General features: G+C 51.6%; 20 protein-coding genes. 11 read left to right on the top strand and 9 right to left on the bottom strand.

Features of this window, described 5'->3' with window-relative positions:
* Positions 1 to 375: 375 nt before the first annotated feature.
* On the top strand, positions 376 to 2,724 hold the full coding sequence (gene helD / locus BLO51_RS17535) for an RNA polymerase recycling motor HelD (protein WP_090673950.1): 2,349 nt from the start codon (positions 376 to 378) through the stop codon (positions 2,722 to 2,724).
* Positions 2,725 to 2,809: 85 nt separating this feature from the next.
* On the opposite strand, the gene BLO51_RS17530 is transcribed toward helD, so the two are convergent.
* On the bottom strand, positions 2,810 to 4,618 hold the full coding sequence (locus BLO51_RS17530; protein ID WP_090673949.1) for a fibronectin type III domain-containing protein: 1,809 nt from the start codon (positions 4,616 to 4,618) through the stop codon (positions 2,810 to 2,812).
* A gap of 360 nt (positions 4,619 to 4,978) precedes the next feature.
* On the opposite strand from BLO51_RS17530, the gene BLO51_RS17525 reads away from it, so the two are divergent.
* Positions 4,979 to 6,442, top strand: a complete 1,464-nt coding sequence (locus BLO51_RS17525) for an FTR1 family iron permease (protein WP_090673947.1) — start codon at positions 4,979 to 4,981, stop codon at positions 6,440 to 6,442.
* Between the two features lie 25 nt (positions 6,443 to 6,467).
* Entirely contained in the window at positions 6,468 to 7,217 is a 750-nt protein-coding gene (locus BLO51_RS17520; protein WP_090673946.1) for a hypothetical protein, read from the top strand.
* 39 nt (positions 7,218 to 7,256) lie between these two features.
* On the opposite strand, the gene BLO51_RS29305 is transcribed toward BLO51_RS17520, so the two are convergent.
* From BLO51_RS29305 to BLO51_RS17500, 5 genes are read right to left on the bottom strand one after another with little or no spacing between them, the layout of a single operon-like run.
* On the bottom strand, positions 7,257 to 7,406 hold the full coding sequence (locus BLO51_RS29305; protein WP_167670245.1) for a hypothetical protein: 150 nt from the start codon (positions 7,404 to 7,406) through the stop codon (positions 7,257 to 7,259).
* A gap of 7 nt (positions 7,407 to 7,413) precedes the next feature.
* Positions 7,414 to 7,716, bottom strand: a complete 303-nt coding sequence (locus tag BLO51_RS17515; RefSeq protein ID WP_010500576.1) for a ferredoxin family protein — start codon at positions 7,714 to 7,716, stop codon at positions 7,414 to 7,416.
* Positions 7,713 to 9,008 carry an FAD-dependent oxidoreductase gene (locus BLO51_RS17510; protein ID WP_090673944.1) on the bottom strand — a complete coding sequence of 432 codons (1,296 nt, stop codon included), beginning with the start codon at positions 9,006 to 9,008 and terminating at the stop codon, positions 7,713 to 7,715. The genes BLO51_RS17515 and BLO51_RS17510 overlap by 4 nt, the downstream gene beginning before the upstream one ends.
* Positions 9,001 to 10,026: an electron transfer flavoprotein subunit alpha/FixB family protein gene (locus BLO51_RS17505; protein WP_090673942.1), complete on the bottom strand. Its 1,026-nt coding sequence runs from the start codon at positions 10,024 to 10,026 to the stop codon at positions 9,001 to 9,003. Before BLO51_RS17505 ends, BLO51_RS17510 begins: the two co-directional genes overlap by 8 nt.
* Positions 10,023 to 10,859 (bottom strand): electron transfer flavoprotein subunit beta/FixA family protein, encoded by an 837-nt coding sequence (locus BLO51_RS17500; protein ID WP_090673941.1) that lies wholly within the window; start codon positions 10,857 to 10,859, stop codon positions 10,023 to 10,025. The genes BLO51_RS17505 and BLO51_RS17500 overlap by 4 nt, the downstream gene beginning before the upstream one ends.
* A 550-nt stretch (positions 10,860 to 11,409) precedes the next feature.
* Between BLO51_RS17500 and BLO51_RS17495 the strand changes: the two genes are divergently transcribed.
* Together BLO51_RS17495 and BLO51_RS17490 are read left to right on the top strand one after the other, a co-directional pair.
* A complete protein-coding gene (locus tag BLO51_RS17495) occupies positions 11,410 to 12,156 on the top strand; it encodes a spr1630 family ClpXP-sensitive toxin (protein WP_090673939.1) in 747 nt (248 codons plus the stop codon).
* Between the two features lie 23 nt (positions 12,157 to 12,179).
* Positions 12,180 to 13,379: a spr1629 family repressor/antitoxin gene (locus BLO51_RS17490; RefSeq protein WP_090673937.1), complete on the top strand. Its 1,200-nt coding sequence runs from the start codon at positions 12,180 to 12,182 to the stop codon at positions 13,377 to 13,379.
* 472 nt (positions 13,380 to 13,851) lie between these two features.
* On the opposite strand, the gene BLO51_RS17485 is transcribed toward BLO51_RS17490, so the two are convergent.
* Complete coding sequence (locus BLO51_RS17485) at positions 13,852 to 15,567, bottom strand: copper amine oxidase N-terminal domain-containing protein (RefSeq protein WP_217266753.1); 1,716 nt, start codon at positions 15,565 to 15,567, stop codon at positions 13,852 to 13,854.
* A 260-nt stretch (positions 15,568 to 15,827) separates the two neighbouring features.
* On the opposite strand from BLO51_RS17485, the gene BLO51_RS17480 reads away from it, so the two are divergent.
* The 6 genes from BLO51_RS17480 (at position 15,828) to BLO51_RS17455 (ending at position 22,215) form a co-directional block, all read left to right on the top strand.
* The gene (locus tag BLO51_RS17480; RefSeq protein ID WP_090673933.1) at positions 15,828 to 16,583 is read left to right on the top strand and encodes an ABC transporter ATP-binding protein; all 756 of its coding nucleotides are present in this window, start codon (positions 15,828 to 15,830) and stop codon (positions 16,581 to 16,583) included.
* Positions 16,584 to 18,518 carry an ABC transporter permease gene (locus BLO51_RS17475; protein WP_090673931.1) on the top strand — a complete coding sequence of 645 codons (1,935 nt, stop codon included), beginning with the start codon at positions 16,584 to 16,586 and terminating at the stop codon, positions 18,516 to 18,518.
* A gap of 21 nt (positions 18,519 to 18,539) precedes the next feature.
* Positions 18,540 to 18,899 (top strand): YxeA family protein, encoded by a 360-nt coding sequence (locus BLO51_RS17470; protein ID WP_090673929.1) that lies wholly within the window; start codon positions 18,540 to 18,542, stop codon positions 18,897 to 18,899.
* Positions 18,900 to 18,927: 28 nt separating this feature from the next.
* Positions 18,928 to 19,971: a DUF418 domain-containing protein gene (locus BLO51_RS17465; protein ID WP_090673928.1), complete on the top strand. Its 1,044-nt coding sequence runs from the start codon at positions 18,928 to 18,930 to the stop codon at positions 19,969 to 19,971.
* A 129-nt stretch (positions 19,972 to 20,100) separates the two neighbouring features.
* The gene (locus tag BLO51_RS17460; protein ID WP_090673926.1) at positions 20,101 to 20,808 is read left to right on the top strand and encodes a response regulator transcription factor; all 708 of its coding nucleotides are present in this window, start codon (positions 20,101 to 20,103) and stop codon (positions 20,806 to 20,808) included.
* 3 nt (positions 20,809 to 20,811) lie between these two features.
* Positions 20,812 to 22,215 carry a sensor histidine kinase gene (locus tag BLO51_RS17455; RefSeq protein ID WP_090673925.1) on the top strand — a complete coding sequence of 468 codons (1,404 nt, stop codon included), beginning with the start codon at positions 20,812 to 20,814 and terminating at the stop codon, positions 22,213 to 22,215.
* A gap of 53 nt (positions 22,216 to 22,268) precedes the next feature.
* Here BLO51_RS17455 and BLO51_RS17450 read toward each other — a convergent pair whose 3' ends face one another.
* Together BLO51_RS17450 and BLO51_RS17445 are read right to left on the bottom strand one after the other, a co-directional pair.
* Positions 22,269 to 24,200 carry a M6 family metalloprotease domain-containing protein gene (locus BLO51_RS17450; protein ID WP_090673923.1) on the bottom strand — a complete coding sequence of 644 codons (1,932 nt, stop codon included), beginning with the start codon at positions 24,198 to 24,200 and terminating at the stop codon, positions 22,269 to 22,271.
* A 773-nt stretch (positions 24,201 to 24,973) separates the two neighbouring features.
* A complete protein-coding gene (locus BLO51_RS17445; RefSeq protein WP_090673922.1) occupies positions 24,974 to 25,441 on the bottom strand; it encodes a hypothetical protein in 468 nt (155 codons plus the stop codon).
* Between the last annotated feature and the right edge of the window lie 45 nt (positions 25,442 to 25,486).

The raw sequence follows: 25,486 nt of genomic DNA, 5'->3' as shown, positions 1-25,486 counted from the left end.
TAGTATACTTCGCCACAAAAACGACGATAGTGAATAGGGAAACAAACTTTCATGCCCGTTTTATTCTGATGGCGCGTTGAAGTGGCTTGGCGAAAGCGAAAGGTTTGGCGCCTCGCCGCTTGCCTTTTTCGGGCCGGCTCTCGATCTTGGCGGTGCGCGGGGGAATGCAACAAAAAAAACGGAGGCGTCATGTGCGTCTCCGTTTGTTAGCGTGCGATGATGTGCTTCTATTGAATTGCATACAGAACCATGCTAAAATGGAGATTGGTCGCCACCTATATGTGGTTCCATTCTTTAAATTTACCCACTATCATAATAACACATGCATCGGCGATTGTCAAATCTCTTGAAAAAAGGGGCGGTAACGTGGTTAACATGCAGCAAGTGTGGCAGGAAGAGCAGGAGCGGGTCGAACGGGTAACCCGGGACATCGGCAAGCGCATCGATACCCTCCAGCGGGAGGTCGGCGAGCTGAGGACGGATATCGTCGATATCCGCAAGCATTTTTGGGACGACGTGACCGTCAACTTGGACGCTCCCGACGAAGTTATAGAAACGTACGCAAGCTTGAAGCAGCAAGCGGAGGTGCTCACCGGCCGCGAACACAGCCACCGGCAGGCCCAGAAGCAACTGACGAAGCTGCAACGATTGAAGACGACCCCGTATTTCGGACGCATCGATTTTCTGGAAGACGGGGAGCGGCGCGCCGAAGCCGTGTACCTGGGCATCGGATCGTTCCTGGACGAGAGCGGCGAGCAGTTCCTGATCTACGACTGGCGCGCTCCCGTATCGAGCCTTTACTACGACTACCCGCCGGGACCGGCGCAGTATGAGACGCCCGGCGGCGTCATCTCCGGCGAGATGGAGCTGAAGCGGCAATATATTATTCGCGACGCGGTCATCCGCAGCTTGTTCGACACCGGCGTCACGATCGGCGACGAGCTGCTGCAGGAAGTGCTCGGCAAGCATTCGGACGCTCAGATGAAGAGCATCGTCGCCACGATTCAGAAGGAGCAGAACCGGATCATCCGCAACGAACGCAGCCGTCTGCTGATCGTGCAGGGCGCGGCGGGCAGCGGCAAAACGTCGGCCGCCCTGCAGCGGGTCGCGTACCTCCTGTACCGGTACCGGGAAACGCTGAGCGCGGAGCAGATCGTGCTCTTCTCGCCCAATCCGATGTTCAACAGCTACGTCTCCACCGTGCTGCCCGAGCTCGGAGAGGAAAACATGCAGCAGACGACGTTTCAGGAATATCTGGAGCACCGGCTCGGCGGCACGTTCCGTGTGGAAGACCCGTTCGAGCAGGCGGAATACACGCTCACGACGGCCGGAGACCCCGGCTATGACGCGCGAATCGAAGGGATTTTGTTCAAAGCGGGCACTTCGTTCATGCATATGCTGGAGCGGTATGCGGAGCGGCTCGGCAGAGAAGGGCTGCTTTTCAGGGACGTGAGCTTCCGCGGGGAGCCTATCGTCGCGGGCGGACAGATCGCAGCCTATTTCTACAGCCTCGATCCGGCGCTGCCGATTCCGAACCGGATGATCCTGACCTCCGAATGGCTGCTGAAGGAGCTGAAGTGGCTAGGACGGCGAGAGCGGTCCAAGTCGTGGGTCGAGGACGAGATCGAGCTGCTCGACAAGGAGGCGTATCTGCAAGCCTACCATCAATTGCAGCGCAGAAAACAGCATGCCGAAGACGTGTTCAACGACTTCCAGCGCGAGCAGGAGCTGCTGGCCGTCATGGTCGTCCAGGAACATTTCAAGCCGCTCCGCGTGAGCGCCAAGCGGCTCGAATTCATCGACATTCCCTCCGTGTACCGGCAGCTGTTCGCCGAGCCGGGACGCTTTGCCGACCTCGCGCCCGAAGACAGCCTGCCGCCGCATTGGGAGGACATATGCAAGCAGACGGCGGAGAAGCTGGAGCGCGGCGAGTTGGCCAGCGAGGACGGGGCGCCGTATTTGTACTTGAAGGAGCGAATCGAGGGCTTCCAGACGAACAATACCGTCCGCCACGTCTTCATCGATGAAGGCCAGGACTACACGCCGTTCCAATTCGCGTTCATCCGGCGGCTGTTCCCGCGCAGCAAAATGACCGTGCTCGGCGATTGGAACCAAGCCATCTACGCGCATTCCTCCGCCAATACGGACGGCTTCGCGCCGCTGACCTCGTTGTACGGGCCGGAGCATACGGAGACGAACGTGCTGACGCGAAGCTACCGCTCGACGCGGGAGATCGTCGAGTTCACCCGCGGCCTGCTGGCGGACGGCACGGCCATCGAGCCGTTCAACCGCGGCGGCAGCCTGCCGGTCGTCACGGAAGCGGCGGATCGGGCCGATCTGGGCGCCAAGGTCGCCGGGCGAACCCGGGCCCTGCTGGCAGACGGCCACAAGACGATCGGCGTCATCTGCAAGACGGCGGCGGAAAGCCGGGAAGCGTGCGACGCGCTGCAAGCGGCAGGGGTTCCGCTTCGCCTCGTCGGGACGGAGACGGCCTCCTTCGAGCCCGGCGTGCTGGTGATCCCGTCGTACTTGGCCAAAGGCGTCGAGTTCGACGCGGTCGTCATCTACAACGCCTCGATGGAGCAATACGGCCGGGAAGCCGAGCGCAAGCTGTTCTACACGGCTTGCACACGGGCGATGCACGAGCTGTACGTGTACCATATCGGCGAGCGCAGCCCGTTTCTGGACGGCGCTTCCCCTGACACTTATACCACCGGTCATTAATCGGTCGCACGAATAAAGCCTCCGGCGAGCCTATGGATGCTAAATCCATAGAAGCCGGAGGCTTTTTTAAGTTACGCCAATACCGTTATTTCAGGCCGTCCAAGAAAGAACGGTGGCTGTTGACAAAGCCGTAGCCGCTCGCCGCATCCCAGTTGATGGACCAAGTCATGAGTCCTTTGAAGCCGGGATAGCCGGCCGGGTTTTGCAGCTTGTAGCTGCCGCCGAACGACGTGCCCTTGACGAGATACGTGATCGCCTTCTGCACCTCGGCCGCCGATGTATATCCGCCTCCGGCCGCGCTCGGTACCGCAGGTACGCCGATGGCGACCTGCTCCGGACGCAGCGCCGGGAAGACGTTATTCGCATTGTTATTGACCGGGAAGCCCTTCAGCAGCATCTCGGCCATGGCGACGTGGAAATCTGCCGTGCCTTGTGCGTAAGAGCGGCCGTCAAGCCCCATCATCGAGCCGCTGTTGTAATGCTGAACGTGAATATAGTTCAGCTTGTCGCGCAGCGCGTGGATGATCGGCAGGTACGCGCCCCAAGGGCCGCCGTAAGCGCCCATCCCGCCTTGCACATATGCCGTCTCCGGCGCCATCGTCAGCACGAAGCCGCTGCCGAACGTGCTGCTGAGCGTACGAACCGCTTCAATCAGATTCACGATGCCCGGCGTTGTCGGGTTTTTGAAGTCCGTATCACCGCCGTTCAGCGCGACTGAGCTGCCTTCCAGGTCGATATCGATACCGTCAAAGCCGTACGTCTGGATAATCGAGGTCATCGTGCTGATAAATTGCTGCTTCTTCGTCGCATCGGATAGCGTAACCGTGCCGTTGGCGCCGCCCAGGGAGATCAGCACCTTTTTACCATGACCCTTCAAATACGCGACATCCGCTTTGAATTCGTCCACCGTAGCATTGAATGGCGTAAAGGCAATCGTACCGCTGCCGGGAGAAACCGGCTCGGCAAAAGCGACGTTGATCACGTCGTATTTCTTCGAAACGTCCCGCAGCTTGAGCACCGAGGACCCGTTATCGAAGTTATGCCAATAGCCGACGACAATCTTGCCCCCACCTCCGGACGGCGCCGGTTCGGTCTTCCCTTGCACGCTCGCTCCGGCCGAGACGTTGCCGGCCGCGTCTTTCGCCTTCACGGTGAACGTATATGCCGTGTCGGCGGCAAGCCCGGTCACCGTCGCCGTTGTACCCGCGACGCTCAGAGAGCCGGAGCCGTAATCCACCGTATAGCCGGTGACGCCCACGTTATCCGTGGAAGCGGTCCAGGACAGCGAGATGCTGGACGATGTTTTCCCGGTAACGGTCAGATTCATCGGCGCTGTCGGCGGCTGCGTATCGCCCGACGCCGGGTCCGTCGTCACCGCGACGGCTTGGCTTGCGGCGGACACGTTGCCTGCCGCGTCCTTCGCTTTTACCGTGAACGTGTACGCCGTGTTCGCGGACAAGCCTCCGATTGTGGCGGTCGTTCCCGTCACGCCCGCCGCGACTGCAGAGCCGTTGTACACGTCGTAGCCGGTGACGCCTACGTTATCCGTCGAAGCGTTCCAAGCGAGGGTCACGCTGTTGGACGTTTTGCCCGTCGCCTTCAAGCCGGACGGAGCGGTCGGCAGCTGCGTATCCGTTCCGCCGCTGCCGCCCGCCTTCCACAAGGCCGGGACGTTCGGCGGTTCCCAGCCGTTCAGCGATGTATGCGGTTGCAAGCAGGTGTACGTCTGCCCCGCATGCGTTACCACATCGCCGGCCTTGTAGGCGGTGTTCGGCTGCCACTCGACCGCGCCGAGCGCCATCGCCGGAATCAGACTAAGCAGGAGCAAAGCGACTACGGTTAAAGAAAACGCTTTCCTAATTGTGCGCCGAAACGCGATTTGCGCAAAACTCATTCATGAATCCCTCCTGAAATATGGATAAAAAATACCGGGATACCTTCCATCAAACGATGACTGCGGCAAGCTCACCCCCTTTCGAACTGGGCTTGTACTCTCATTTAACCATGGCTTCGGCAGGGCAGGTAGGGATACATTCCATTTTTTAGGGGATAAAATTGTGCAAAAAACGGTAGCCGCCAAACCTGAACCATAGACCCCGGCAACAGGTTCAGACTGGTAACATTTACTATCGTTTAGTGGTAAAATTTTTATTGACCTGCTAATTTGCGTTCAAGTAAAATTAAACACGTTAATGTTATTGATAATGATTATCAATGTTAATTAGGTTCCATTTTTTTGAGAGCGGGGGTTCCCATGCACAAACCGTTTTTCGCTTTAGTTGGCCTTGTTTTGGCGTTCAGCCTGTTGTTTCATCCTCTGTTGGCGAAGGCTTCCAGCGAAGGTGTCGAGCATATGACCAAAGCCGGCGCGGTCATCTCGCAAGCGTTGGATGCTGCAAAACAAGATCAGGCCAAGGCCAAAGCCTTGTACGATCAATTCCATGATCAATGGATGGACGTGGAGGATACGGTCAAGGCCGATTCCAAAGCGGCCTACAAAGACATTGAATCCCAGATGGGGCAAGTCGATTATGCGTTTCTGGTCAATCAGCCGGAAGATATCGTTTCCGCGCTCCAGCTGCTTCGGCAAGTGCTGGAACGTTACGTTCACGGCCAATATGCCGAAGGAACGGACGGCAAGGAAAACAACATCACGCTACCCGGCTTTATTACCCTGCTGAAGCAAACGAAAGAAAGCGTTGCCGGACACGACCAAACCGCGGCTTTGCAAGGGATTGGCAACGTGCGCGAGAGCTGGCTCAGCGTCGAAGGCCATGTCGTCGCGCAATCCGCTTCCGTTTACAGCGATTCCGAACGGGACATGGTCGTGATCCAGGCCATGATCACCAAGCAGCAGTACGATGCCGCGGAGAAACGGATCGACGACATGATCGCGTATCTTTCGCCGCTTGCGGAAAAGACGACCTACACCATGTGGGATGCGGCCATGATTCCGATTCGGGAAGGGCTGGAGGCGCTGCTTGTCGTGGGCGCGCTGCTCGCTTTTGTGAAAAAATCCAAGTCGGCCAAAGGAAGCCGATGGATCTGGTCGGGCGTTCTTGCAGGGCTTGCCCTGAGCGGCATTTTGGCCGTTATCGTGAAGTTTGTGTTTTCTTCGGGAGCTTTCGGCACCAATAACTTTCTTATCGCGGGCTGGACGGGAATTTTCGCTGCCGCCATGCTGCTGTATATGAGCTATTGGCTGCACAGCAAATCCAACGTCAAGCAGTGGAATGACTATATCCGCGCGAAAACCGAAACGGCGCTGAGCACAGGCAACGTATTTTCCCTTGCCGTGCTTTCCTTCCTTGCCATTTTCCGGGAAGGCACCGAGACGGTGCTGTTCTTGATCGGAATGGTGAATCAGATCAGCTTGCAGCAGCTTCTACTGGGTATTTTGCTGGGCTTGGGCATCTTGGCCGTCCTCACCTTCCTCATGCTGTACGTGGGCATGAAGCTGCCGGTCCGGCCGTTTTTCCTGGTGTCGAGTCTGATCGTCTTTTATCTGTGCATCAAATTTACCGGTCTGGGCATTCACAGCCTGCAATTGGCCGGAACGCTGGGGACATCGAACAGCTCTCTGCTGCCCAGCCTCGATTTTCTCGGGATGTTCCCTTCATGGGAAAGCACCATCCCTCAGTTCACGGTCGCTTTCGTCGCTCTCGCCTTCCTCATTGGGAGCCGCATCAGCAAACGCACGGCCAAATTAACATCCTAGATCCTTTACATCGGAGGTATTTGTAATGAACAAGCATGTGTCCCTGATCACCGCTACCCTGCTCCTCTCCGCCGCGCTCCTGTCCGCCTGCGGCTCTGCGCCGACTCCATCGGCCCAAGCGAACAACGGACAAGCTTCCCCCGCACCGTTCAAAACCGAGAACAAAGCCGTATCTGACGCGGCGATCAAAGAAGGAACCGCGAAACTGCTGAAAACGGCGAAGCAGCTGAGAAAAGCGGCAGCGGCCGGCGACGAAGCCAAGATCAAAGAGCTGGGACCTAAGTTGGAAGACGCTTGGGGCGCTTTCGAGGACGGAGTCAAGCCGAAATACCTGGACCTGTATGAGAAAATCGAAAAAAATCTCGACCCGGCCATCGCGGCGACCAAAGCATCTCCCCTGAATAAAGAAGTGTTGTCCAAAGCCAACGACCAATTGATCCAAACGCTGTACGAGCTGTCGCAAAAATTAATTCCCGCCGACCAGATCAAAGCCGGAGCCACTCAAATGCTTGGCATCGTCGGCGATTTGAAAAAAGAAATCGAAGCGGGGAACGAAGCGAAGGTGAAAGAGCTCGGACCTAAATTGGAAGACGTATGGAGCACCTTCGAGGACGGTGTGCGCCCCCGCAATGCCGAGCTGTACGAGAAGCTCGAAAAAAGCCTGAACCCGGAAGTGGCGGGTTCCCAAAAGAGCCCTCTGGACAAGCAAGCGTTGTCCCAATTGAATGACGGATTGACGCAAGCCTTAAACGAACTGCTGCAAACGATCAAGTAAGCAACGAAAAGAGAAGGATACGCTCCTTCTCTTTTTTGTTCATTCTTTTTCTTTCCGCAGCTCCTCGGTTTTTTCCCAGCTCGTAAACCAATCTTCCCAAACGATGTGACAGAACGACCCATTGACGGCGATCACCGTTCCCCTCGCCCCGTCCGGGATAAAGATGACGCAGTCCCCCACCGCGAACATAGCGCAGCTACCCCAGCCGGAAGATGATCCCGTGACCGCCCTTGGGATATTCCCACTTGATGTTCTGATGCGGGCAGCCGATGCGGCAGCTTCCGCACTCGTGACAGCCCTCGTATCCGACATGCATCCGGATCTCTTCCCATTTGTACACTTCGGCTGGGCAAAAAATCGTACAAATCTTGTCGGGGCACTTCGTCGCGCAGATATCGTAGTCGAGCACGTGGAGGTGGGAGTTCGTATCCGCCTTGAAGCGGATCAAGTACTGCTTCTCTTCGATGGTCTGCCCTTTTCCCTTGGGCTGGTCGCTCATTTCATCACCCTCCATGCCTTGAACAAATCTTGGGCGATCTTGAACTTCTCGCCGGCGGTGCCGATACCCTGCCAGATTTTGCGCTGCTTCTCTCTCTTGCTCGTCCCGTCGACAGTGAACAGCTCGCCCGCCGCCCGGTTCATGAGCGGAATATATTTTTCGAAGTAATGCGGGTATTTCTCAAAATGATGCGTCGCGTCCTTGTACTTCTTCAAGTCTTGGCCGACGAAGCCGTCCAGCAGCCGGGTTCGGTACTTATCGAGCCGTGCGGCGGAATAATCGCCCGCTTCCTTCGCTTCCAGAATCGTCTCCGCCGCCAGCACGCCGGATGCCATCGCCATATTCGAGCCTTCGCGGTGAATGGCGTTGACGAACTGGGCCGCGTCTCCGACCACGATCACGCCGTCTCCGACGACCTTCGGCATGGAGCGATAGCCGCCCTCGGGGATCAGGTGAGCCAAATATTCCTGCTGCTCGCTGCCTTGGATATACGGCCGCAGGATCGGATGTGTCTTGACATACTCCAGCAGCTCGTACGGCTTCAGCTTGCGCTTGATCAGCCCGGACAGCATGGCCCCGACGCCGATGTTCAAGCTGTCTTTGTTCGTATACAGCCACGCCGTGCCGAGAATGCCATGGGTGGAATCGCCGAAAATCTCGAACGTACAGCCTTGGTCGCCTTCCAAGCTGAACCGGTCTTCGATCGTTTTGCGGTCCAGCTTCAGCACTTCCATGACGGCCAGCGCCACTTCGTCCGGGCGAAATTCCTTATGGAAGCCGAGCGACTTGGCCAGCAGCGAATTGACGCCGTCCGCGAGCACCACGACGTCGGCATACAGGTCCCCATCCGGGCGGTCGGTGCGGACGCCGACCACTCGCCCGTCCCGGGTGATGCATTCGAGCACGACCGTCTCGTTGATCAGCAGCGCGCCCTGCTGCACCGCCTTCTCCGCAAACCACTGGTCGAACTTGGCCCGCAGCACGGTGAAGTTGTTGTACGGCTCCTGCCCCCACTCCAGCCCTTTGTAGCTGAAGGTGACCGCCGATTCTTTATCCAGCATCATGTAGCGCTGCTCGACGATCGGTCGCTCGACGGGCGCGTCCTTGTAAAAGCCCGGAATGATGTCTTCCATCGTTTTGCGGTACAGGACGCCGCCCATGACGTTTTTCGAGCCGGGGTACTCTCCTCTTTCGATGAGCAGAACGTTTACACCCGCCTTGGCTAACGTATAGGCGCAAGACGTCCCAGCCGGACCTGCGCCGACCACGATGACGTCGAATTTTTCAGCCATATTGAGGCACCTCGCTTTGCAGCGCTTTTTGGAACGCTTCGATCAGCAACGGGACGATGACGAATGCATCGCCGACGATGCCGTAGTGGCAGGACCCGAAGATCGGCGCGGCGGGGTCCTTGTTGATGGCGATAATGAGCCCCGAGTTCTGCATCCCGACCAAATGCTGGATCGCCCCGGAAATGCCGATGGCAAAATAAATTTTTGGCGTCACGGTGACGCCTGTCTGCCCGACCTGGTGATGATGCTCGATCCAACCGGCCTCCACCGCATCGCGGCTCGCCCCGACAGAAGCGCCCAGCGTCTCCGCCAGCCGGTGAATCAGATCGAAGCCGGCCGGTCCGCCGAGCCCTTTGCCCCCGGCGACGATCACATCGGCCTCATCGATCCGCACCCGCTGCGCCGTATCGCGGACGATCTCCAGCACCTTCGTGCGTAGGTCCTCTTCGCAGATGGAGACGGCTTCCTCGACGAACTCCCCCTTGCGCAGCCGGTCCGGGGCCAGCCGCTTCATGACCTTCGGGCGCACGGTGGCCATTTGCGGGCGGTCCTTTTTGCACAAAATCGTGGCCATAATGTTGCCCCCGAACGCCGGACGGCTCGCTTCCAGCAGCCCGGTGTCCGCATCGACGTCCAACTGCGTGGTATCCGCCGTCAGCCCCGTCGCGAGATCCGTCGCCACGGCGCTGGCCAGGTCTTTGCCCGTTGACGTCGCGCCGAACAGGAAAATTTCCGGCTGGTGCTTCTGGCAAGCTTCGATCACGGCCCGCATGTATGATTCCGTCCGGTAGTGATGGAAGATTGGGGCGTCGTACAAGTACACAGCGTCCGCTCCGTAAGCGATGACCTCGGCGGCCAGAGATCGGACGCCGTCGCCGATGAGGATGCCCGCCAGCGGCACGCCGCGCTTATCCGCGAGCTTCCGCCCGGCCCCCAGCAGCTCCAGCGACACTGGCGCAATCGTGCCGTTCTTCTGCTCGATGAACACCCACACGCCGCGGTAATCCTGAAGGTTCATCCGCTATCACCTCCGTTTTGGACGCGGAAGAGCTCTTTTTTCTCCAGCAAAATCGACAGCAGCTTGCCCGCCTGCTCCGCAGGGGTTCCCTCCAGCAGCTCTCCGCCCTTCGGCTTCTCCGGCGGCCATACTTTGGCGACGATCGTCGGGGAGCCTTTGAGGCCGAGCTTCGTGCGGTCCACGCCCTCCAAGTCGTCCACGGACCAAACGACCGGCTGGTACCGCGCCGCCCGCAGCACGTTGGGCAGCGGTGAATACGGAATGTCGTTGATGTCCTTTTCGACGGAGAACAGACACGGCAGCGTCGAACGGATGACCTCGTAGCCGTCCTCCAGCTTGCGGTGGATGATGGCGTAGCCTTCGTCCTTGTTCATTTCCACGATCTTGCGGACGTTTGTCAGCGGCGGAATATCCAGTCTGCGGGCGATGCCCGGACCGACTTGGCCGGTGTCACCGTCGATGGTCATTTTGCCGCAGAGGATTAGATCGATCGGCTTGATCTTGGCGATTTTGTCAATCGCCTTCGTCAGCGAATAGCTGGTTGCCAGCGTATCCGCCCCGGCGAATGCGCGGTCGGTGATCAGGTAGCCTTCGTCCGCGCCGATCTCGATGCATTTGCGGATCGCCTTGACCGCGGGCGGCGGTCCCATCGTCACGACGGACACCGTTCCTCCGTAACGCTGCTTGAGACGCACCGCTTCTTCGACGGCATGCGCATCGTACGGATTGAGGATGGCCGGCGCGCTGGAGCGGTCCATCGTGTTCGTTTTCGGGTTCATCTTGATGATTTTCGTATCCGGCACCTGCTTGATACAGGCGACCAAGTGAAGCATCGGCAGTTCCCCTCCTTGTCGGACGCTTCGGTTCTCGACAGCGGCCCGCCGGACAAACGGTCTGCCCCGAGGCCATGTCCCAACTTCTCTTTATCAATCTATTGGCTGTCCGCGCCTTTTATTCGGCGATCAGAAAAAAAGAAGCCGGTGATCTCCGAAGGTCGCAAGAACCCTTAGAAATCACCAGCGATGTTATTGGAACTCTGATTCGCCGAGGCTGTGAATCGCAAGCTTCAGTTGGTATGGTGTCCCACGAAGCAGTAACGCCGGGCCTAGGGGGTCAAAACCGTGACGCATTCGTAGAGGACTGTGTGGCGCTATCTTCAGATTGGGGTTCGACTTTCCTCGTCTCCATATGCTAAATCCACAACCTAAAGGTTGTGGATTTTTGCTTTTCCTTGACCCATAGTTCTAGGTTGTATGTGGTAAGTTTAAATATGGACTGGTATTTTTGAAATAACTTTAATAAAACAACAAAAAATCATTTCCAAAAGCATGGTTTTGAATTAAACTAAAGAAGGCTTATTTATTATGAATAGGAGTGATAAATTTGGAACAATATAAATTTAATTCTGAGCATAATAAAATGATTGTTGAAGCTATTGTAGAAGGGTATCGTGAGTACATCGAACATCGTAAGGATAGAAAGGTGAAAATGAAGATAAGTTCAGCGTTTGCATGGACTAAAGGAAATTTCATTGAAAGTAAAATTGCAGAAGAGTGTGTTGACTATGGTTTTAAATATAAAAAATCTAAAGCAGGCTTAACATGGGACTATCTTCAATTTATTCATGGCGAGTCTAAGATTCTTTTTCTAATTAAGAATGCAGCATATTTTAACGAGAAATGTTTTTCACAGTCTAAATTACCTGCGAATAAAGGTAATAAAGGATCACATCGAACTTATTTACATGAACTATCTAAAATTAATAAAGACTTGGTGTTTTCAGATTTCCATCAAGAAGGTAAAATATTTGAGAGATATGAGCAACTTTCGTTTTTTGTTTCTGAGAACCGGGTGAAAGAAGAATTAGAAAACTTTCAATCGTCTTATACTGAGTTTCATATCCTTACATATGCCCTTGATGAGGCATATCAGATTTCTGAAGTAAAACATTATTTGCCTAATCCAAGTGATAATGTGGCGTATTTAGTTGAAGATCTATCTGACTTTATATTTGGTGCAGAATTAACTGATGAGGATCGTGAAGTGATTGCACCAGAGATGGGTGAGGAAATTATGGATCCGGCGGCATACGATATCGGAATATTGGATGATGAGCAACAAATTGAATAGTTAGAGGTAAGGAGGGAGCAAGCATGTTCATTGGTGAAAATCTTACCAATTTACGAATCATGCATGGTTATTCTAGAAAACAGCTCTCTGAAATGTTGGATGTAACCGAACAAGCGATTTGGCAGTATGAAAATTCGTATACAACACCCAAAGTGCAAATTGTAAACGAGTTAAAGCGAATATTTAAAGTGAAGAGTAAGTATTTTTATACTCAAGACATGATATCACTTTATAATGTAACTTCAAATGTCGATGTAATGAATATCGCTTATCGTTCAAAGATAATGAATACAATTTCAAGGACGCAGTCAGAAGCAAAGCATGTTGAATTTTTGGATGCGTTTGTAGAGCATATTACAGCTAAAATTAGTCTCCCGACATTGAAAATTGTTAAGTTACGGGATGAAGTAATTGATTACTTAAACAGAACAGACGACAGTAGGTTGACTCAAATCAATAAAGTGGCTCAGTTAGCGAGGGAAAAGCTGGGCTTTTTACATGACACAAACGATGAACTCATGTATTTAATTGAAAAGAGTGGAGTTTTCGTATTTGAAAAAGCAATTGGTGAAGAAATTGATGCCTACAGTTTATGGACCCGAAAAAACCGAGCTTATATAATTTTGGGAAATATAAAACAATCCGCTGCACGAAGAAATTTTGATCTTGCACATGAACTAGGCCATTTGTTGCTCCATTATCGGGTTGAATTCACAAGTTTAAACAGAAAAGAACATAAACATTTTGAGAATGAGGCTAATTTATTTGCAGGAGCATTTTTATTGCCAGAAGACGAGTTTATAGTTGACATGGAAGAGATTACGGCTATTACAAATCCAGATGCTTATCTAGATTTGAAAAGAAAGTGGAAGGTATCATTGCAAGTATTGGGTTATCGAGCGAATAAATTAGGGATTATTGAAGCAAAAGATCATCGAAATTTTTATGCTGCATTACATCGAAAAAGCTATCTGGAAGTGGAGCCACTGGATAAGTCAATTTTACTTCAGAAACCACTGAAAATTAAAACCATAATTGATTTTATTGCAACTAAGAAACTTGTAGATGTTCGTCAGATGATAGAAAAAGAATGGACAGTTGAAATATCTTTTTTTCATCAAATGACAGGGGTAGATAGTGAATTTTTCGACAAATATGTAAACAGGGACTTGGATTTTGATCTCCAAAAAGTTATCACAATTCCTAAACGTATATCACAGTAGAAAAAGTGAATGATTTATAAACAAGCACATAACCTTAATATTTCTAACTTTCTCTAATCTCCTGTCCTTTTTGTAGCAAAACAGTAGCAAAAAGCTATAAACAGTACTTCCTGATGTTTTACACGGAATATGCGAGGATATGGATCAATATTCGAAGCGACCGATCTATCGATCTTAAATTTTGAACTGGGATTCAAGCAACGTCTCCAAACATCCGATTCAATACTTGGCGGCGGATTGTGGATTTACCCGCCCACGGTTCGTCTCCATAGGGTAAATCCCACAAAATCAAAAATGGAGCTTTGTCACTCTAATAGTGACAAAGCTCCATTTTTGCGATAATGACATGATGCGAAATAACTCTTTCTTGCTAAAACAGGTGACAAAAGCCACCAGGAAGGCATCCGTGCCTAGCGACTTTCTTCTTACTCATATTGAATAGCTTAAGCTTGCCGACGTATCCTTGCGTCGTTTACCGCTTGAGCTCGTGCCCTTTCAACGGATTGAAATTCGGATCCAACAAACGTGCCGCGGATTCTAGAGAATACATGCTGGCGTAGCGAACTCCGAGCTCCGATGTTTCCCACACAAAGTACCGGCCGTCCTTCTTGCTCAGCGCATACAACACAAACCGATGCTGGCTCCGAAAATACGAATTGTCCGATGGTTTTTTCTTGTACAGCACATGCCCCGTCACATAATACAGTCGGACAGTGTCCGTGCTGCTTAAGATGTCTATTAGATCTGTTTTTGTTCCAATAAAAGTCAAGTCCTCAGGGAACAGTTGGTACTCCAGCTCGGATTTTTTAAACTGTTCGGCCATCGGGATCCTCCCGGAGTTCAGGGAGGCAGGGTCGTTAGTTGCCTCATAGGCTTCCACGTCCTCAGCATTCATGGCGGATAACCTTGCCTCAAGCAGTTTGCGAACCTCGCTCTTGTCCTTATCGGTAAAGGGTTCAAGTTCATAACCATCTTTGGAAATTTGACCGTCCCAGTAGTAGTCAAGTCGGGAGGAGTCATTCCCTTCCATCTTCCAATCGCCATCGGTCGTCCGGATCAGCACATAATACGGCTCGCGCTTTCGCAGTTGTGAACTAATCCGGTACTGCTCTGAAACGGTAACGATTGCCATTCGATCGGTCATGTGAAGAAAGGCCATCTTCTCTGGTGTGACGTCTATTGGATGCGCCTGGATATAGTCGGCGTTAGCCTTAGCAGCCTTCTGGTCGCTAGTATCACTGATCGTGTTCAGATAGAGGCTAGCATCTCCCTCACGAATCGCCTTCAGGTGGGTTCTGACCGTCGAAGCAATCTTGGACTCCTCAATCAGATCCATGCCCGCGGGAGGAGAGAGGCTGAGCCCTCTTCCTTCTTGGTCAAAATACTTTAGCGCGATTTGGCCGGTGCCGTTCGCTTCGACGACAAAACTAGGATCAGGCTCGTTCATCTCATTGGGATTGGGGACCGAATATTGCTGAAGCAGGTGGTTCTCATACACGACTCGAATGTGTACTTCCTTTGCCTCTTTTGATACTTTTCGATACAAAGACATCGCTGTTTCGGGCAAGCGTTTTTCGGCGAGGGATATGTACTGAGCAAACGGATGGCTCGCCCCTGCGGAGGAGCCGGACTTCAGACGACCGTCATTTAACTCGATCGTAAACGTGATCAAGCGTCTTTGTTTGTCAAAGTCCATCGTTAGATTACGGTAGGGAAGCACACCTTGCTCTTCGTACGAATCGGGCTTGAGCGCGTCGGTCAGCGTCTCCCTGAGTATTTCGTCTATAGCATCTTGTATGAATACCGTTTTCGATGCGGTGTCCCATTTCACACGCATGCCCGAAACTTCACCGACAAACCGCAAAGGCACATAGGCGCTGCCATCGATCAAACGCGGCGGCAAGGACAAGGGAATTATTTGTTCATTGTCCACAGACGCATAGGGCCAATCTATTTCCATATCCAGTGTTTTGCCTTGTTTTTCTGCGGAAATGTACTGCTTGTTCAAAAACCATTTCACACGGTACCCGAGGTTTTCGAATAAAGTACGCATGGGGACGAACACCGAACCGTCGATGAGCACCGGGTCCGTAGGAAATGTCATTCGTTCGCCGTCTAGGATGACCTCGATCCGCTGTTCTTCCGCATGAGCCGTTCGTAGCGAATCCTCAAGCATGACCGACATCATGAAAATGATAAGTATAAAAATAGATCGCCGCATTTTTCTTGACCCGCCTATTCCTTTTTTTGTCGAAGTTTGACATGATAATCTGTTTTCGACAAATTACCAAAAAATCCTTCAAAAAAGGGGATCAGGATCATAAAGCTTGTTTACAACCCCCTTTCTCATCCCCCTACTTTTTTTAAGGTTCCTGTAAGGTTCCTATTAAAACGCTGTAAGGTACGGCGAACTATAATCGTCTTTGTAGAGATACAAGGAGGATTGCAATGAAAACCATCTTACAGGCAAGTAACGTTCAGAAAATATACGGCACGAAGGAAAATCAATACAAAGCGCTAGAAGATATCGATCTGGAAGTGAAGGAAAGTGAGTTTATCGGTATCATGGGGCCTTCGGGGGCAGGGAAATCCACCTTGCTCAATATTTTGTCCACCATCGATACCCCATCGTCCGGAGAAATCGTCATCGCCGGTCAACATATCGTGAAGATGAACGAGGAACAACTGTCGGACTTCCGCCGCAATCAGCTCGGCTTTATTTTTCAGGACTATAACCTTCTCGATACGCTGACGGTGAAGGAAAACATTTTGCTTCCGCTCGCCTTATCGAAGGTTCCGGCCAAGGAAATCGAAGCGCGTGTCCATGAAATCGCCGATACGTTCGGCATTCGGGATATTCTCGATAAATATCCCTACCACATCTCCGGGGGCCAGAAACAGCGGACGGCCGCTTCGCGAGCCATTGTCGCCAATCCGAGCTTGATCTTGGCGGACGAGCCGACGGGCGCACTGGATTCGAAATCGGCTACCGGCCTGCTCGAAAGCTTGACCCTGCTCAACGAACGGCATCGATCGACGATCATGATGGTAACGCATGACGCGTTCGCCGCAAGCTTCTGCAAACGAATCTTGTTTATTAAAGACGGCAGCATGTACGCCGAAATTCATAAGCTCCAGCAATCGCGGCAGGAATTTTTCCAGAAGATATTGGACGTCCTTGCTTCACTTGGAGGTGGGCGGTAAATGACGCTAGTTCAGCTTGCCGGAAAAAACATCCGGAAAAACTTCACCAACTACTTCCTGTACTTTGCTTCGATGATTTTTAGCATCGTCATCTACTTTACATTCGTTTCGTTAAAATACGATTCGACGATCCTGGCTACATCGGACGCGTCGACCAAAATCAGCTCTGTCTTTAACGGAGCTTCGGCGGTCTTAATGATTTTCGTCGCTATTTTCATCTGGTACTCCAATGCCTTCTTCACCCGCAAGCGTAAAAAAGAAGTCGGCCTGTACTCGCTGCTCGGCGTGCGGAAGAAGCAAATCGGCCGGATGCTGTTCTACGAAAACTTGATGATGGGCCTCTTGGCTCTCCTGATCGGCATCTTGCTCGGGTCCCTATTGTCCCAAGGGTTTGTGACGCTTTTGATGAAGATCATGGGCTACGACGCAATGGCGAATTTTCATATTTCGCCGCAAGCAGTGATCCATACGATCGTTGTATTCACCGTGATTACCGTCATTACGTCGCTTCACGGGTACCGATTGATTTACCGGTTCAAATTAATCGAGCTGTTTCAGGCGGACAAAGAGGGGGAGCAAGAACCGAAAGCCTCCTTGGTGATGGCGTTGTTAGCCGTACTATGCATTGGCATCGGCTACTGGCTGGCGCTTCAAAACCTATTGGAGTCGGCCGTTTGGCGTACAATAGGCTTCATGGTAACGCCGCTCGTGATCATTATTACCGTGATTATAGGTACTTATTTACTGTACAGTACCTTCATCGTGTACCTGTTAAAGATGGCCCGGAACAACAAAAAGCGATTTTGGAACGGTATCCATCTCATCAGCACCTCCCAGCTTCTGTACCGTATGAAAGGAAATGCCCGCACGTTAACGATCATTGCCGTCCTGAGCGCGACGACATTGACGGCTGTCGGAACGGCGTACAGCTTCTATTACAACAACCGAAGCAGCGTCGTGCTTGCCAATCCGAACAGCATGATGTTTATAGCGAACGACCAACGCACAACGAATGAAGTCCAAGACCGGGTTTCGCGCGATAGGAAGCACGAGGTTGTTTATCATGAGCGCATTCCGGCCCTGCAAATGAAGGTAGATATTACGAGCCTAAACAGTAAAATTTCCAGCGATATCGTGAGCTATACCGTCATTACCAATACAGCTTTTAACAAACTGGCGGAAGTCCAGCAACGAAAAGATTCGCTGGCGCTGCATGGACAAGAAGCGGCCGTATTGGATGCGGGGTATTACGAAGGACTATCGCCCGAATATGTAAGCTCGACGGTGTCCTTGAAGGCGAAGGAGCTTGCGGAGAACGTTACCTTCACAAGCTTAAAGCGGTATAACGTCCTCAATCTTCGGACGGCGAGTACGACGGTCGTCGTTAGCGATGAGGTCTTTGCCAGATTGCAACAAGAAGCCCCTATCGTGAATTTGGAAGCTTACAAGATTACGCACGAGGACGACGCCAAGCTATTAACGAGCGAGATTCAATCCATGCTGCCGCGGGAAGCACGCTTTTCCAGCTTCTATACGGATTATGCCGCCGGTATGGAATCCACCGGACTCATCATTTTTATGGGCGGGTTCCTGGGATTGGTTTTTCTCGCCGCCACGGGAAGTATTATTTACTTTAAACAGCTTACGGAAGCCAATGCGGACAAGGACCGCTACGTCATTTTGCACAAGATCGGCTTGAACAAAAAAGAAATTCGAAAATCGATCGCCAAACAAATTTTATTCGTCTTCGCCCTGCCGTTAATCGCGGGAATTGCGCATTGCGCCGTCGCTTTAACCGCTCTATCCAGACTCATCCATACGAATCTGGCGATTCCCGTCTTGATCTGCATAGGCACCTACGCTTGCATGTACATCGTTTATTACTTCTTAACTGTGAACACCTACTACAAAATTGTAACCAAATCGAATGCATAACATATGGAACGGGAGAGGACTATGAAAAAAATAATCATTTCTTGCATCGTCATCGCGGCTCTTTTATTCGGAGGCTTGTTCTTGCTACAGAACGTCAATCTGAATCGGCTGGGGGCGGACGTCTATTATACGCAGGTTCAAGGACAAGGAAAGAAGCTTGAAGATAATATCGACAACGGAGAAATCATGGTCAGATACGAATACGAGCTGCCGGCATTTGACAAGAACGGGCAGCAAAAGACACTGAAGTTCTCCGCCCCCAAGCAGCTTCGGGAGAAAGCATACCTCAGTCTGTTTGTGAAAGAAGGAAAAGGCGTGACCTCTTACCAAGAAGTCACGAAAGAAGAGCTGCCCGGGAAAGCAAGTCAGCAATTGCAATAAATCAAAGGATCGTAAGGAGCAGGCCAATATGAACCCATCCATCCCACAGCAAGAAAGGATCGCAGCCTTGGATATCATTCGGGGGCTTGCGTTATTCGGAATCTTATTTATCAATGTGAAAGGATATATCGTCCTCACTGAAGGAATGATCATACCGGAGTACGCCGGAATTAATCAAGCGATCGACACCCTGATTCTCATGTTCGTGGAAAAGAAGTTTTTCTCCATCTTCTCATTCCTGTTCGGCGTCGGCTTTTACATCTTCGCCTCGCGCGCCGAGCAGCGGGGGGACAAGCCGCTCTGGCGGTTTGCCCGCCGCTTGCTGGCGCTCCTTCTCCTCGGCGTGATTCATGTCTTTGTCTTCTGGGGCACCATCTTGCCCATGTACGCGTTGATCGGTCTGTTCCTGCTTCCATTTTACCGGGCCAAGGTGACGACGATCCGCAATTGGCTTGGCGGAATCGCCGGAGTATACTTGCTTGCGCTCCTCTTGAAACTCGCGATGGGGGGCACAGTTCCGTTATCCAGCGTGGTCGATTTTGTGATCTCCGATACGACTTTAATCTTCATGATGTTTCTAGCCGGATTTCTGGCGGCGAAGGCCGACTGGATCAGACGGATCGGACAATTGAAAAAGCGGATTCGCTTGGTGCAGCTTGGGTCCTTGCCGATCTTTATCGGATTGTCGGTCTGGATCTGGACAGCGGCTCAGCATGGAGCGGAGGACCTGAAGCTCATCGTTTCCTTGAGCGCCATTCCGGGGGTCTTATTGTATGCGACATCGTTGTTTTTGGTGCTTGAGCATCAGACAGCCCGGACGATGCTTCAGCCCTTCGCACGCGTAGGCCAGATGGCGCTGACGAATTATGTCGCCCAAAGCTTAATTGGATCGTTGTTCATCTCGATCATGGGCCTGGAGACGGTATCTCCCGCCAATGTGGTCCTCATCGCCTGTCTGATTATGATCGTGCAGCTCGTCTACAGCAGCCTGTGGTTCCGCTACTTTAAGATGGGTCCGTTGGAGAAAGCATGGCGGTTCATGACCTACGGAAAAAAACAAACTGCCAAATAAATCCGGACAATGCGCAAGAAGCTGAGGCAGCATGGCTTTCTTGCTGCTTGATAAATAATAAAAAGTACCGCATACTCTCACATAAATAGGGTTACATTAAACCTTTCCCATCCCAGGAGGCACGATGACATGTCGATCAACAAAAAGGTTTTGATTATAGACGATGAGGAAGCCATATTGAAGCTTGTGGCCACGGTTCTGCGCAAAGAAGGCATCGAGCATGTCATCACGTCCACGACGGTGGAAGACGGGTTCGTTCAATTCCAGCAAAAGCAGCCGGATCTTGTGCTGCTGGACATTATGCTCCCGGATGGGGAAGGCTATGACGTGTGCAGGCAAATCCGAGCGATCTCGAAGGTTCCGATTTTATTTTTATCGGCCAAGACGGAGGAAATCGACAAAATTTTAGGCTTCGCCATCGGCGGCGACGATTATATTACCAAGCCGTTCAGCCCCAAAGAGCTGGCTTACCGCGTGAAAGCCCAATTGCGCCGAGCCGATTATATGCAGCCGGAGGCCGTGAAGGATACGATCTTAACAGCGGGACCCTTTGCCTTAAACGAACAGAAAGCAGAATGTTTAAAGAACGGGATTAGCATTGAACTAAAGCCGAAAGAGCTTGGATTAATGAAGTATTTCCTCCAGAACGCAAATAAAGTGATCAGCAAGGAAAGGCTTTACGACGCCGTCTGGGGGGAGGATTTTATCGGCATTGATAATACGGTGATGGTTCATATCCGGAGGCTGCGGGAAAAAATTGAAGAGCAGCCTTCCCAACCCCGCTATCTAATTACCGTCAAAGGCTTGGGCTACAAACTAGCCATCGCGGATGAATAGGTTATGAAATGGAAGTTAACAGTAAGATATCTGATCTCGGTTGTCTTCGTGGTCCTCTTCATTATTTTCGTAAACCTGTTCCTTATGCTTGCTTTGTTCATGGCTCAGTCTGTCTTAAACATCCCCATCTTTCAAGAAGAGGAGCACTCTCCCGAGCTATTTACACGACAGTTTCAGGATCAGATCACGATTTCCGGCGATGCGCCGACGATTGCCGACCCAGGCAAGGAAGAGCTAAGCAGCAGGAACGCATGGATTCAAATTTTGGATGAAACCGGTAAGGAGCTCTTCCGCTACAAAGCCCCGGAAGGGTTAAAGAAAAGCTATACTCCTTCGGAAATCGTTCAAATGTACAAGTACAAGGAAGTGAATGGCGAAACGACGGTTTTTGTCGGAGAAAAGAAAGCGGGCGGCCGCGCCTACAGCTATTTGATCGGAATGGAAAACCGCAATATCAACCGGTATGTTATTTTGTACGATAATCAATCGTTGTTTCGCATGGTTCAGGTCGGAGGCATCGTTCTCGTTATCGATATTTTGATTACGTTACTGATCGGGTATTTCTTGAGCCAACGGCTGACCAAGCCGCTGTATACGCTAATCGACGGGATCAAACGACTGGCAAACCATGAATATTTTCATGCCCGGCCGACGGGAGTCTTTAAACAAGTATTTTTAAATATCAATCAGTTGTCCAATCATCTTAAGGCGAATGAGTCCGAACGAAAAAAATTGGACCGGATGAAAGAGGAATGGGTTACCAACATCTCCCACGATATTAAAACGCCGCTGGCCTCGATTCAAGGCTTTGCCGAAATGATGAAGGACCCGGATTATCGCTTTACCGAAGACGAAATCCGGGAGTACGCCGACATTATCGAGAAAAAGTCGCTTTATATCAAAGAGGTCATTGAGGATTTAAGCTTAACGACAAGATTGAAGAATAAAGAACTGACGTTAAACAAAAAAACGACCAATCTGGTCGTATTATTGCGGAATATCGTGATCGACATCGTCAATGACCCGAAATACGCCAGGCGACATATTGAATTTCATGCCAATCAAGAGAACATCCCGGCGGAGGTGGATGAAATTCTTGTTCGGAGAGCAATACACAATTTAATTTATAATGCGCTTATCCATAATGACGCCAACGTGAATATCGCCGTCCGGATTGAAAAGACCGATCGGACCCGCATTGTCGTCCAAGATAACGGCAAAGGCATCCGAAAAGAAGAACTCGATAAAATATTCGACCGCTATTACCGCGGAACCAACACCGGAGATGCGCATAAAGGCTCCGGGCTCGGCATGGCGATAGCCAAAGATATTATCCAGGAGCACGACGGAGAAATTAAGATTCGCAGCGAGGTCGGTCGCGGGACGACGATTGAGATTCAATTGTGATCCGGTTCCAGTAACGATTGAAAGGGAGCGCGGCATCGCCGGCTCCCTTATGTTTACTTCACGCGGACTGTAATCGGAGAAGATTTCGTGGTACCGAACGAGTTAATCAGCTCGGCCGTATAAATATACGTTCCGGGTTTTTGATTCGTGAAGGTTTTGACCGCATTCTGCGCTTGCGAGCTGTTGTCCGTCAGCTCTTCCTCGTGGACAAGCGTATCGTTTTCGTACAATCTCCACTGGTCGCCGTTATTTCCCCACCACATGTCCATCGTGATCGCATAGTCCTTCTCGTTGGACCAGTTGTTGTGGTTTAGGCTGGGGGAGCCGGGAACGCTGGTCGCCTTCCCCGAGCCGGTCGTACCGCCGATCTTGACTCCGACCTTCATGGCGCTGCTGCCGGGGCTGTTCACGTTCACGGAGATTTTCGTATCGACTCCTTCGTAAGTCGTGCTCGAAGGCTTCGTCTTCGGGCCGAACGATGTATTGACACCGCTTGCGTAATAGTGGTCGTACTTCACCCCTTTCTTGTTGGTATCGAGCTGGCTGTAGCCGAGCGTGCCTTCGTTGGCTTCTTCGAGATCGACCAGCTTCCGATTCACATCCCCATTGCCTTTCTGCGTCTCGTCTACGTGCCAGATCGCTACGCCAGGCTTGCCGCCGTTCAGCGCCTTTTCCAGCCCCCGGTCATATCCCGTAAAGCCGCGGTTCTCCAGCAGGAAAAACTGTCCCGGCGTGCTTGTATTGATCTTGACGACGTTGTACGCATTCGGGTTGGACGGTTGAAACGAATTGAGCGTAAACGAGCCGTTAGCGTTCACTTCCGTCGGCTTCACCCACCCGAGCTGGTATTTGGACCAAGCGTCCATATGAACTGGCGTGGACCCCGAATGGTTGTTCCCATAAGAGGTCCACGACCCGCCGGCCATCAGGCTGTGTGGACCGATACCCATGGACTCACCGTTCCTAGGTTCGCTGTCATACAGATCGGGCAGACCGAACAAATGACCGATTTCGTGAACGAGCACGCCCATCGTCGCCATATGGTCGGCGCTGCCAGGCCTACCATGGATTTCACCTTGCTGGATATATTCCAGATTCACCGTTTTGCCGTCTCCCTGCCATGTTCCCGCCGACCAGCGGTGCGCCCACAGACTCGGCCTCGGCGTTTGGTCACCTCCGTAAGCGGTTTCATAACCGGCCGTAACGGTAACCAGAAACAGCTCGTCCCGGGTCACCTTACCATCGTTGTTCGTGTCGAAGCTGGCAAAATTGACGTACGGATCGGCAGCCGCTATAGCGTCCCTGACGATTTTTTTGTTGGCCTCTCCGATGTCGCCCTTCGTATTCGGGTGAGGATAGCCGAGCTTGACACGAACGATGCCGTCGCCTGCTGTACCGTAGGATTCCGCCGCAGGGCCGATCGTCATTTTACCTGCGCTGACCTCTTTGTAGTAATGTTTGACCGTGCCTTCCTTATTGCCGAAGAAGCGGTCGTTCCATTCGCTATCGGAATATTTCATGCCGATATCGGCGAACTCCACGAGCATCACAAGCAGCTTGCGGGAGCTGCCGGTGTTGATCGGCGCAAGGGACGGGCCGGGATCGGGCTCGCCGAGAAACGGCGCGACATTGGATTTGATCTTCTCCACGATCTGCTGTTCCTTCGCCCACTCCATCAGCTGCTCTTGCTTGAGCGCCTGCGCCGGTTGCGGGTCAATGTTCACTTTTGCCCCGCTCGGCTTCAATTTGATGCCATCAATTTCAGCATAATTCCAAAAACCGTTTTCGTCCCGCACTAATACTTCGTCATCCATCCCCTTCGTCCAGTTCAGCCATTCGTCACCCTGCAGAGCCGCTTGAAACGTCTCCCCTGTCGGCTGCTTGTACACTTCCGTTCCGCCATAAGCCGGAACCCCCAAGCTCACCGATGCGGTGCCGAAGTAAGCCAGACCGGAAATGATTAAACTGCATGTTAGCTTCTTCAATTTACCATACCTCCCTTATTTTTACTTCATTATTAGTATAAGGTATCCCTAGCGGCTTGAGATGAGTTGATAGAACTACTAGAGAACATTTTTTTTATACGCTGACTTGGCTAGTTTACCTTCGGTCAATAGTAAATTTATCCTGAACTATCGACATCATAGCCGCTCTTTCGCGGTCCGGATGTCGAAACGGCCCGTCGATTGTGTCAGTACGCGGCAACAAAAAAACTGTGGCAGCGACTGACCAAGCCGAACCAACAGCGCATAATGCAGAAAAAAATATAAATATTCCTTTTTTGTATTATATTTTAATTTTGTAAAAATTGATCTATACTATTACCAAGTATGAAAAACATAAAAAAAGTCTATTTTGTCACATCGTTGGTAGGTGTCGGGGTTATTTTATTGGGTGTTACTTTTACTGTGATCATTAACAAAAATGCTAGTGCAGCCCACAGTAAAATGGATTTATGTACAAAAGAGGGGGGAGTAGCTAACTTAGAAGCATCTCGGCATCTACTAGACTTTGAAGTGAAATGTGTTAAATAAAAGAGCAGTTCCAATTATGATTTGGATCATTCGTGGACTAATAACAGCAGGTACTGCAAAAGAAAGTGGCGGGGTTGCTTGTAAAATTTCTCAACAGTTTCTCCACAGGAGCATGTCGTGCAGAATCGTCCCCTACAGCGATAGGGCGCCACTTCATAGCGTGGCGCCCTTCACAAACCTCCTATACCCTAACTCTGCCAATTTGAGAAACGGTAACCCGAACACTATCTCGAAATTGAAAACTTGGCGGAGAAGTTCATTTTTTTCACGAAAGAGCTGTTCGCCCCGGCCTTAAACTGAACGTACAGCGGACCGTTTTTCTGCGCTGTAAAAATACGGCCGTAAGGGGTATACGTATTATAAGTGCCAAGTGCTTGACCGTCAGCATCGTACACGGTATAAGTGATGGGGAACCCCGAGTTATAGACGAAAACGGTAAGCTCTTCTCCTTTATTCAGGACAAAAGCTTCTTTTTCGGACTCCTCGTAAGAAGTCAGCGAGTAATATTTCACAACCTCTCTTGCTTCCAAATTCAAATGCTCGGCATCCAAGTTGCGAGGCGCGGCTGCACCGGCAGAGTGGCCGGAAGCGCCCACAGTTACGGATTCCGTTGGACTGCTTGCCATAACCGAGGCGGAGACGGACAGCACCAAGGCCGTCGATAATGCGGCAGAGACGATTTTCTTTTTCATGATTTCCCTCCGATGGATAATATTTGTAAATACATCCCTATTATA

The sequence above is a fragment of the Paenibacillus tianmuensis genome, assembly GCF_900100345.1.
GTDB lineage: Bacteria > Bacillota > Bacilli > Paenibacillales > NBRC-103111 > Paenibacillus_G > Paenibacillus_G tianmuensis.
The sequence above is the reverse complement of the archived record's forward strand: the minus strand, read 5'-3'. Positions and strand labels throughout refer to the sequence as shown.

Bases quoted from the DNA above. Each gene is read 5' to 3' on its own strand.
- BLO51_RS17525 (WP_090673947.1), top strand. From the start codon at position 4,979: ATGCACAAACCGTTTTTCGCTTTAGTTGGCCTTGTTTTGGCGTTCAGC.
- BLO51_RS17455 (WP_090673925.1), top strand. From the start codon at position 20,812: ATGAAATGGAAGTTAACAGTAAGATATCTGATCTCGGTTGTCTTCGTG.
- BLO51_RS17475 (WP_090673931.1), top strand. From the start codon at position 16,584: ATGACGCTAGTTCAGCTTGCCGGAAAAAACATCCGGAAAAACTTCACC.
- BLO51_RS17485 (WP_217266753.1), bottom strand. From the start codon at position 15,567: ATGATGTCGGTCATGCTTGAGGATTCGCTACGAACGGCTCATGCGGAA.
- BLO51_RS17515 (WP_010500576.1), bottom strand. From the start codon at position 7,716: ATGAGCGACCAGCCCAAGGGAAAAGGGCAGACCATCGAAGAGAAGCAG.
- BLO51_RS17465 (WP_090673928.1), top strand. From the start codon at position 18,928: ATGAACCCATCCATCCCACAGCAAGAAAGGATCGCAGCCTTGGATATC.
- BLO51_RS17520 (WP_090673946.1), top strand. From the start codon at position 6,468: ATGAACAAGCATGTGTCCCTGATCACCGCTACCCTGCTCCTCTCCGCC.
- BLO51_RS17505 (WP_090673942.1), bottom strand. From the start codon at position 10,026: ATGAACCTTCAGGATTACCGCGGCGTGTGGGTGTTCATCGAGCAGAAG.
- BLO51_RS17490 (WP_090673937.1), top strand. From the start codon at position 12,180: ATGTTCATTGGTGAAAATCTTACCAATTTACGAATCATGCATGGTTAT.
- BLO51_RS17530 (WP_090673949.1), bottom strand. From the start codon at position 4,618: ATGAGTTTTGCGCAAATCGCGTTTCGGCGCACAATTAGGAAAGCGTTT.
- BLO51_RS17480 (WP_090673933.1), top strand. From the start codon at position 15,828: ATGAAAACCATCTTACAGGCAAGTAACGTTCAGAAAATATACGGCACG.
- BLO51_RS29305 (WP_167670245.1), bottom strand. From the start codon at position 7,406: ATGTTCGCGGTGGGGGACTGCGTCATCTTTATCCCGGACGGGGCGAGG.
- BLO51_RS17460 (WP_090673926.1), top strand. From the start codon at position 20,101: ATGTCGATCAACAAAAAGGTTTTGATTATAGACGATGAGGAAGCCATA.
- BLO51_RS17445 (WP_090673922.1), bottom strand. From the start codon at position 25,441: ATGAAAAAGAAAATCGTCTCTGCCGCATTATCGACGGCCTTGGTGCTG.
- helD (WP_090673950.1), top strand. From the start codon at position 376: ATGCAGCAAGTGTGGCAGGAAGAGCAGGAGCGGGTCGAACGGGTAACC.
- BLO51_RS17470 (WP_090673929.1), top strand. From the start codon at position 18,540: ATGAAAAAAATAATCATTTCTTGCATCGTCATCGCGGCTCTTTTATTC.
- BLO51_RS17510 (WP_090673944.1), bottom strand. From the start codon at position 9,008: ATGGCTGAAAAATTCGACGTCATCGTGGTCGGCGCAGGTCCGGCTGGG.
- BLO51_RS17500 (WP_090673941.1), bottom strand. From the start codon at position 10,859: ATGCTTCACTTGGTCGCCTGTATCAAGCAGGTGCCGGATACGAAAATC.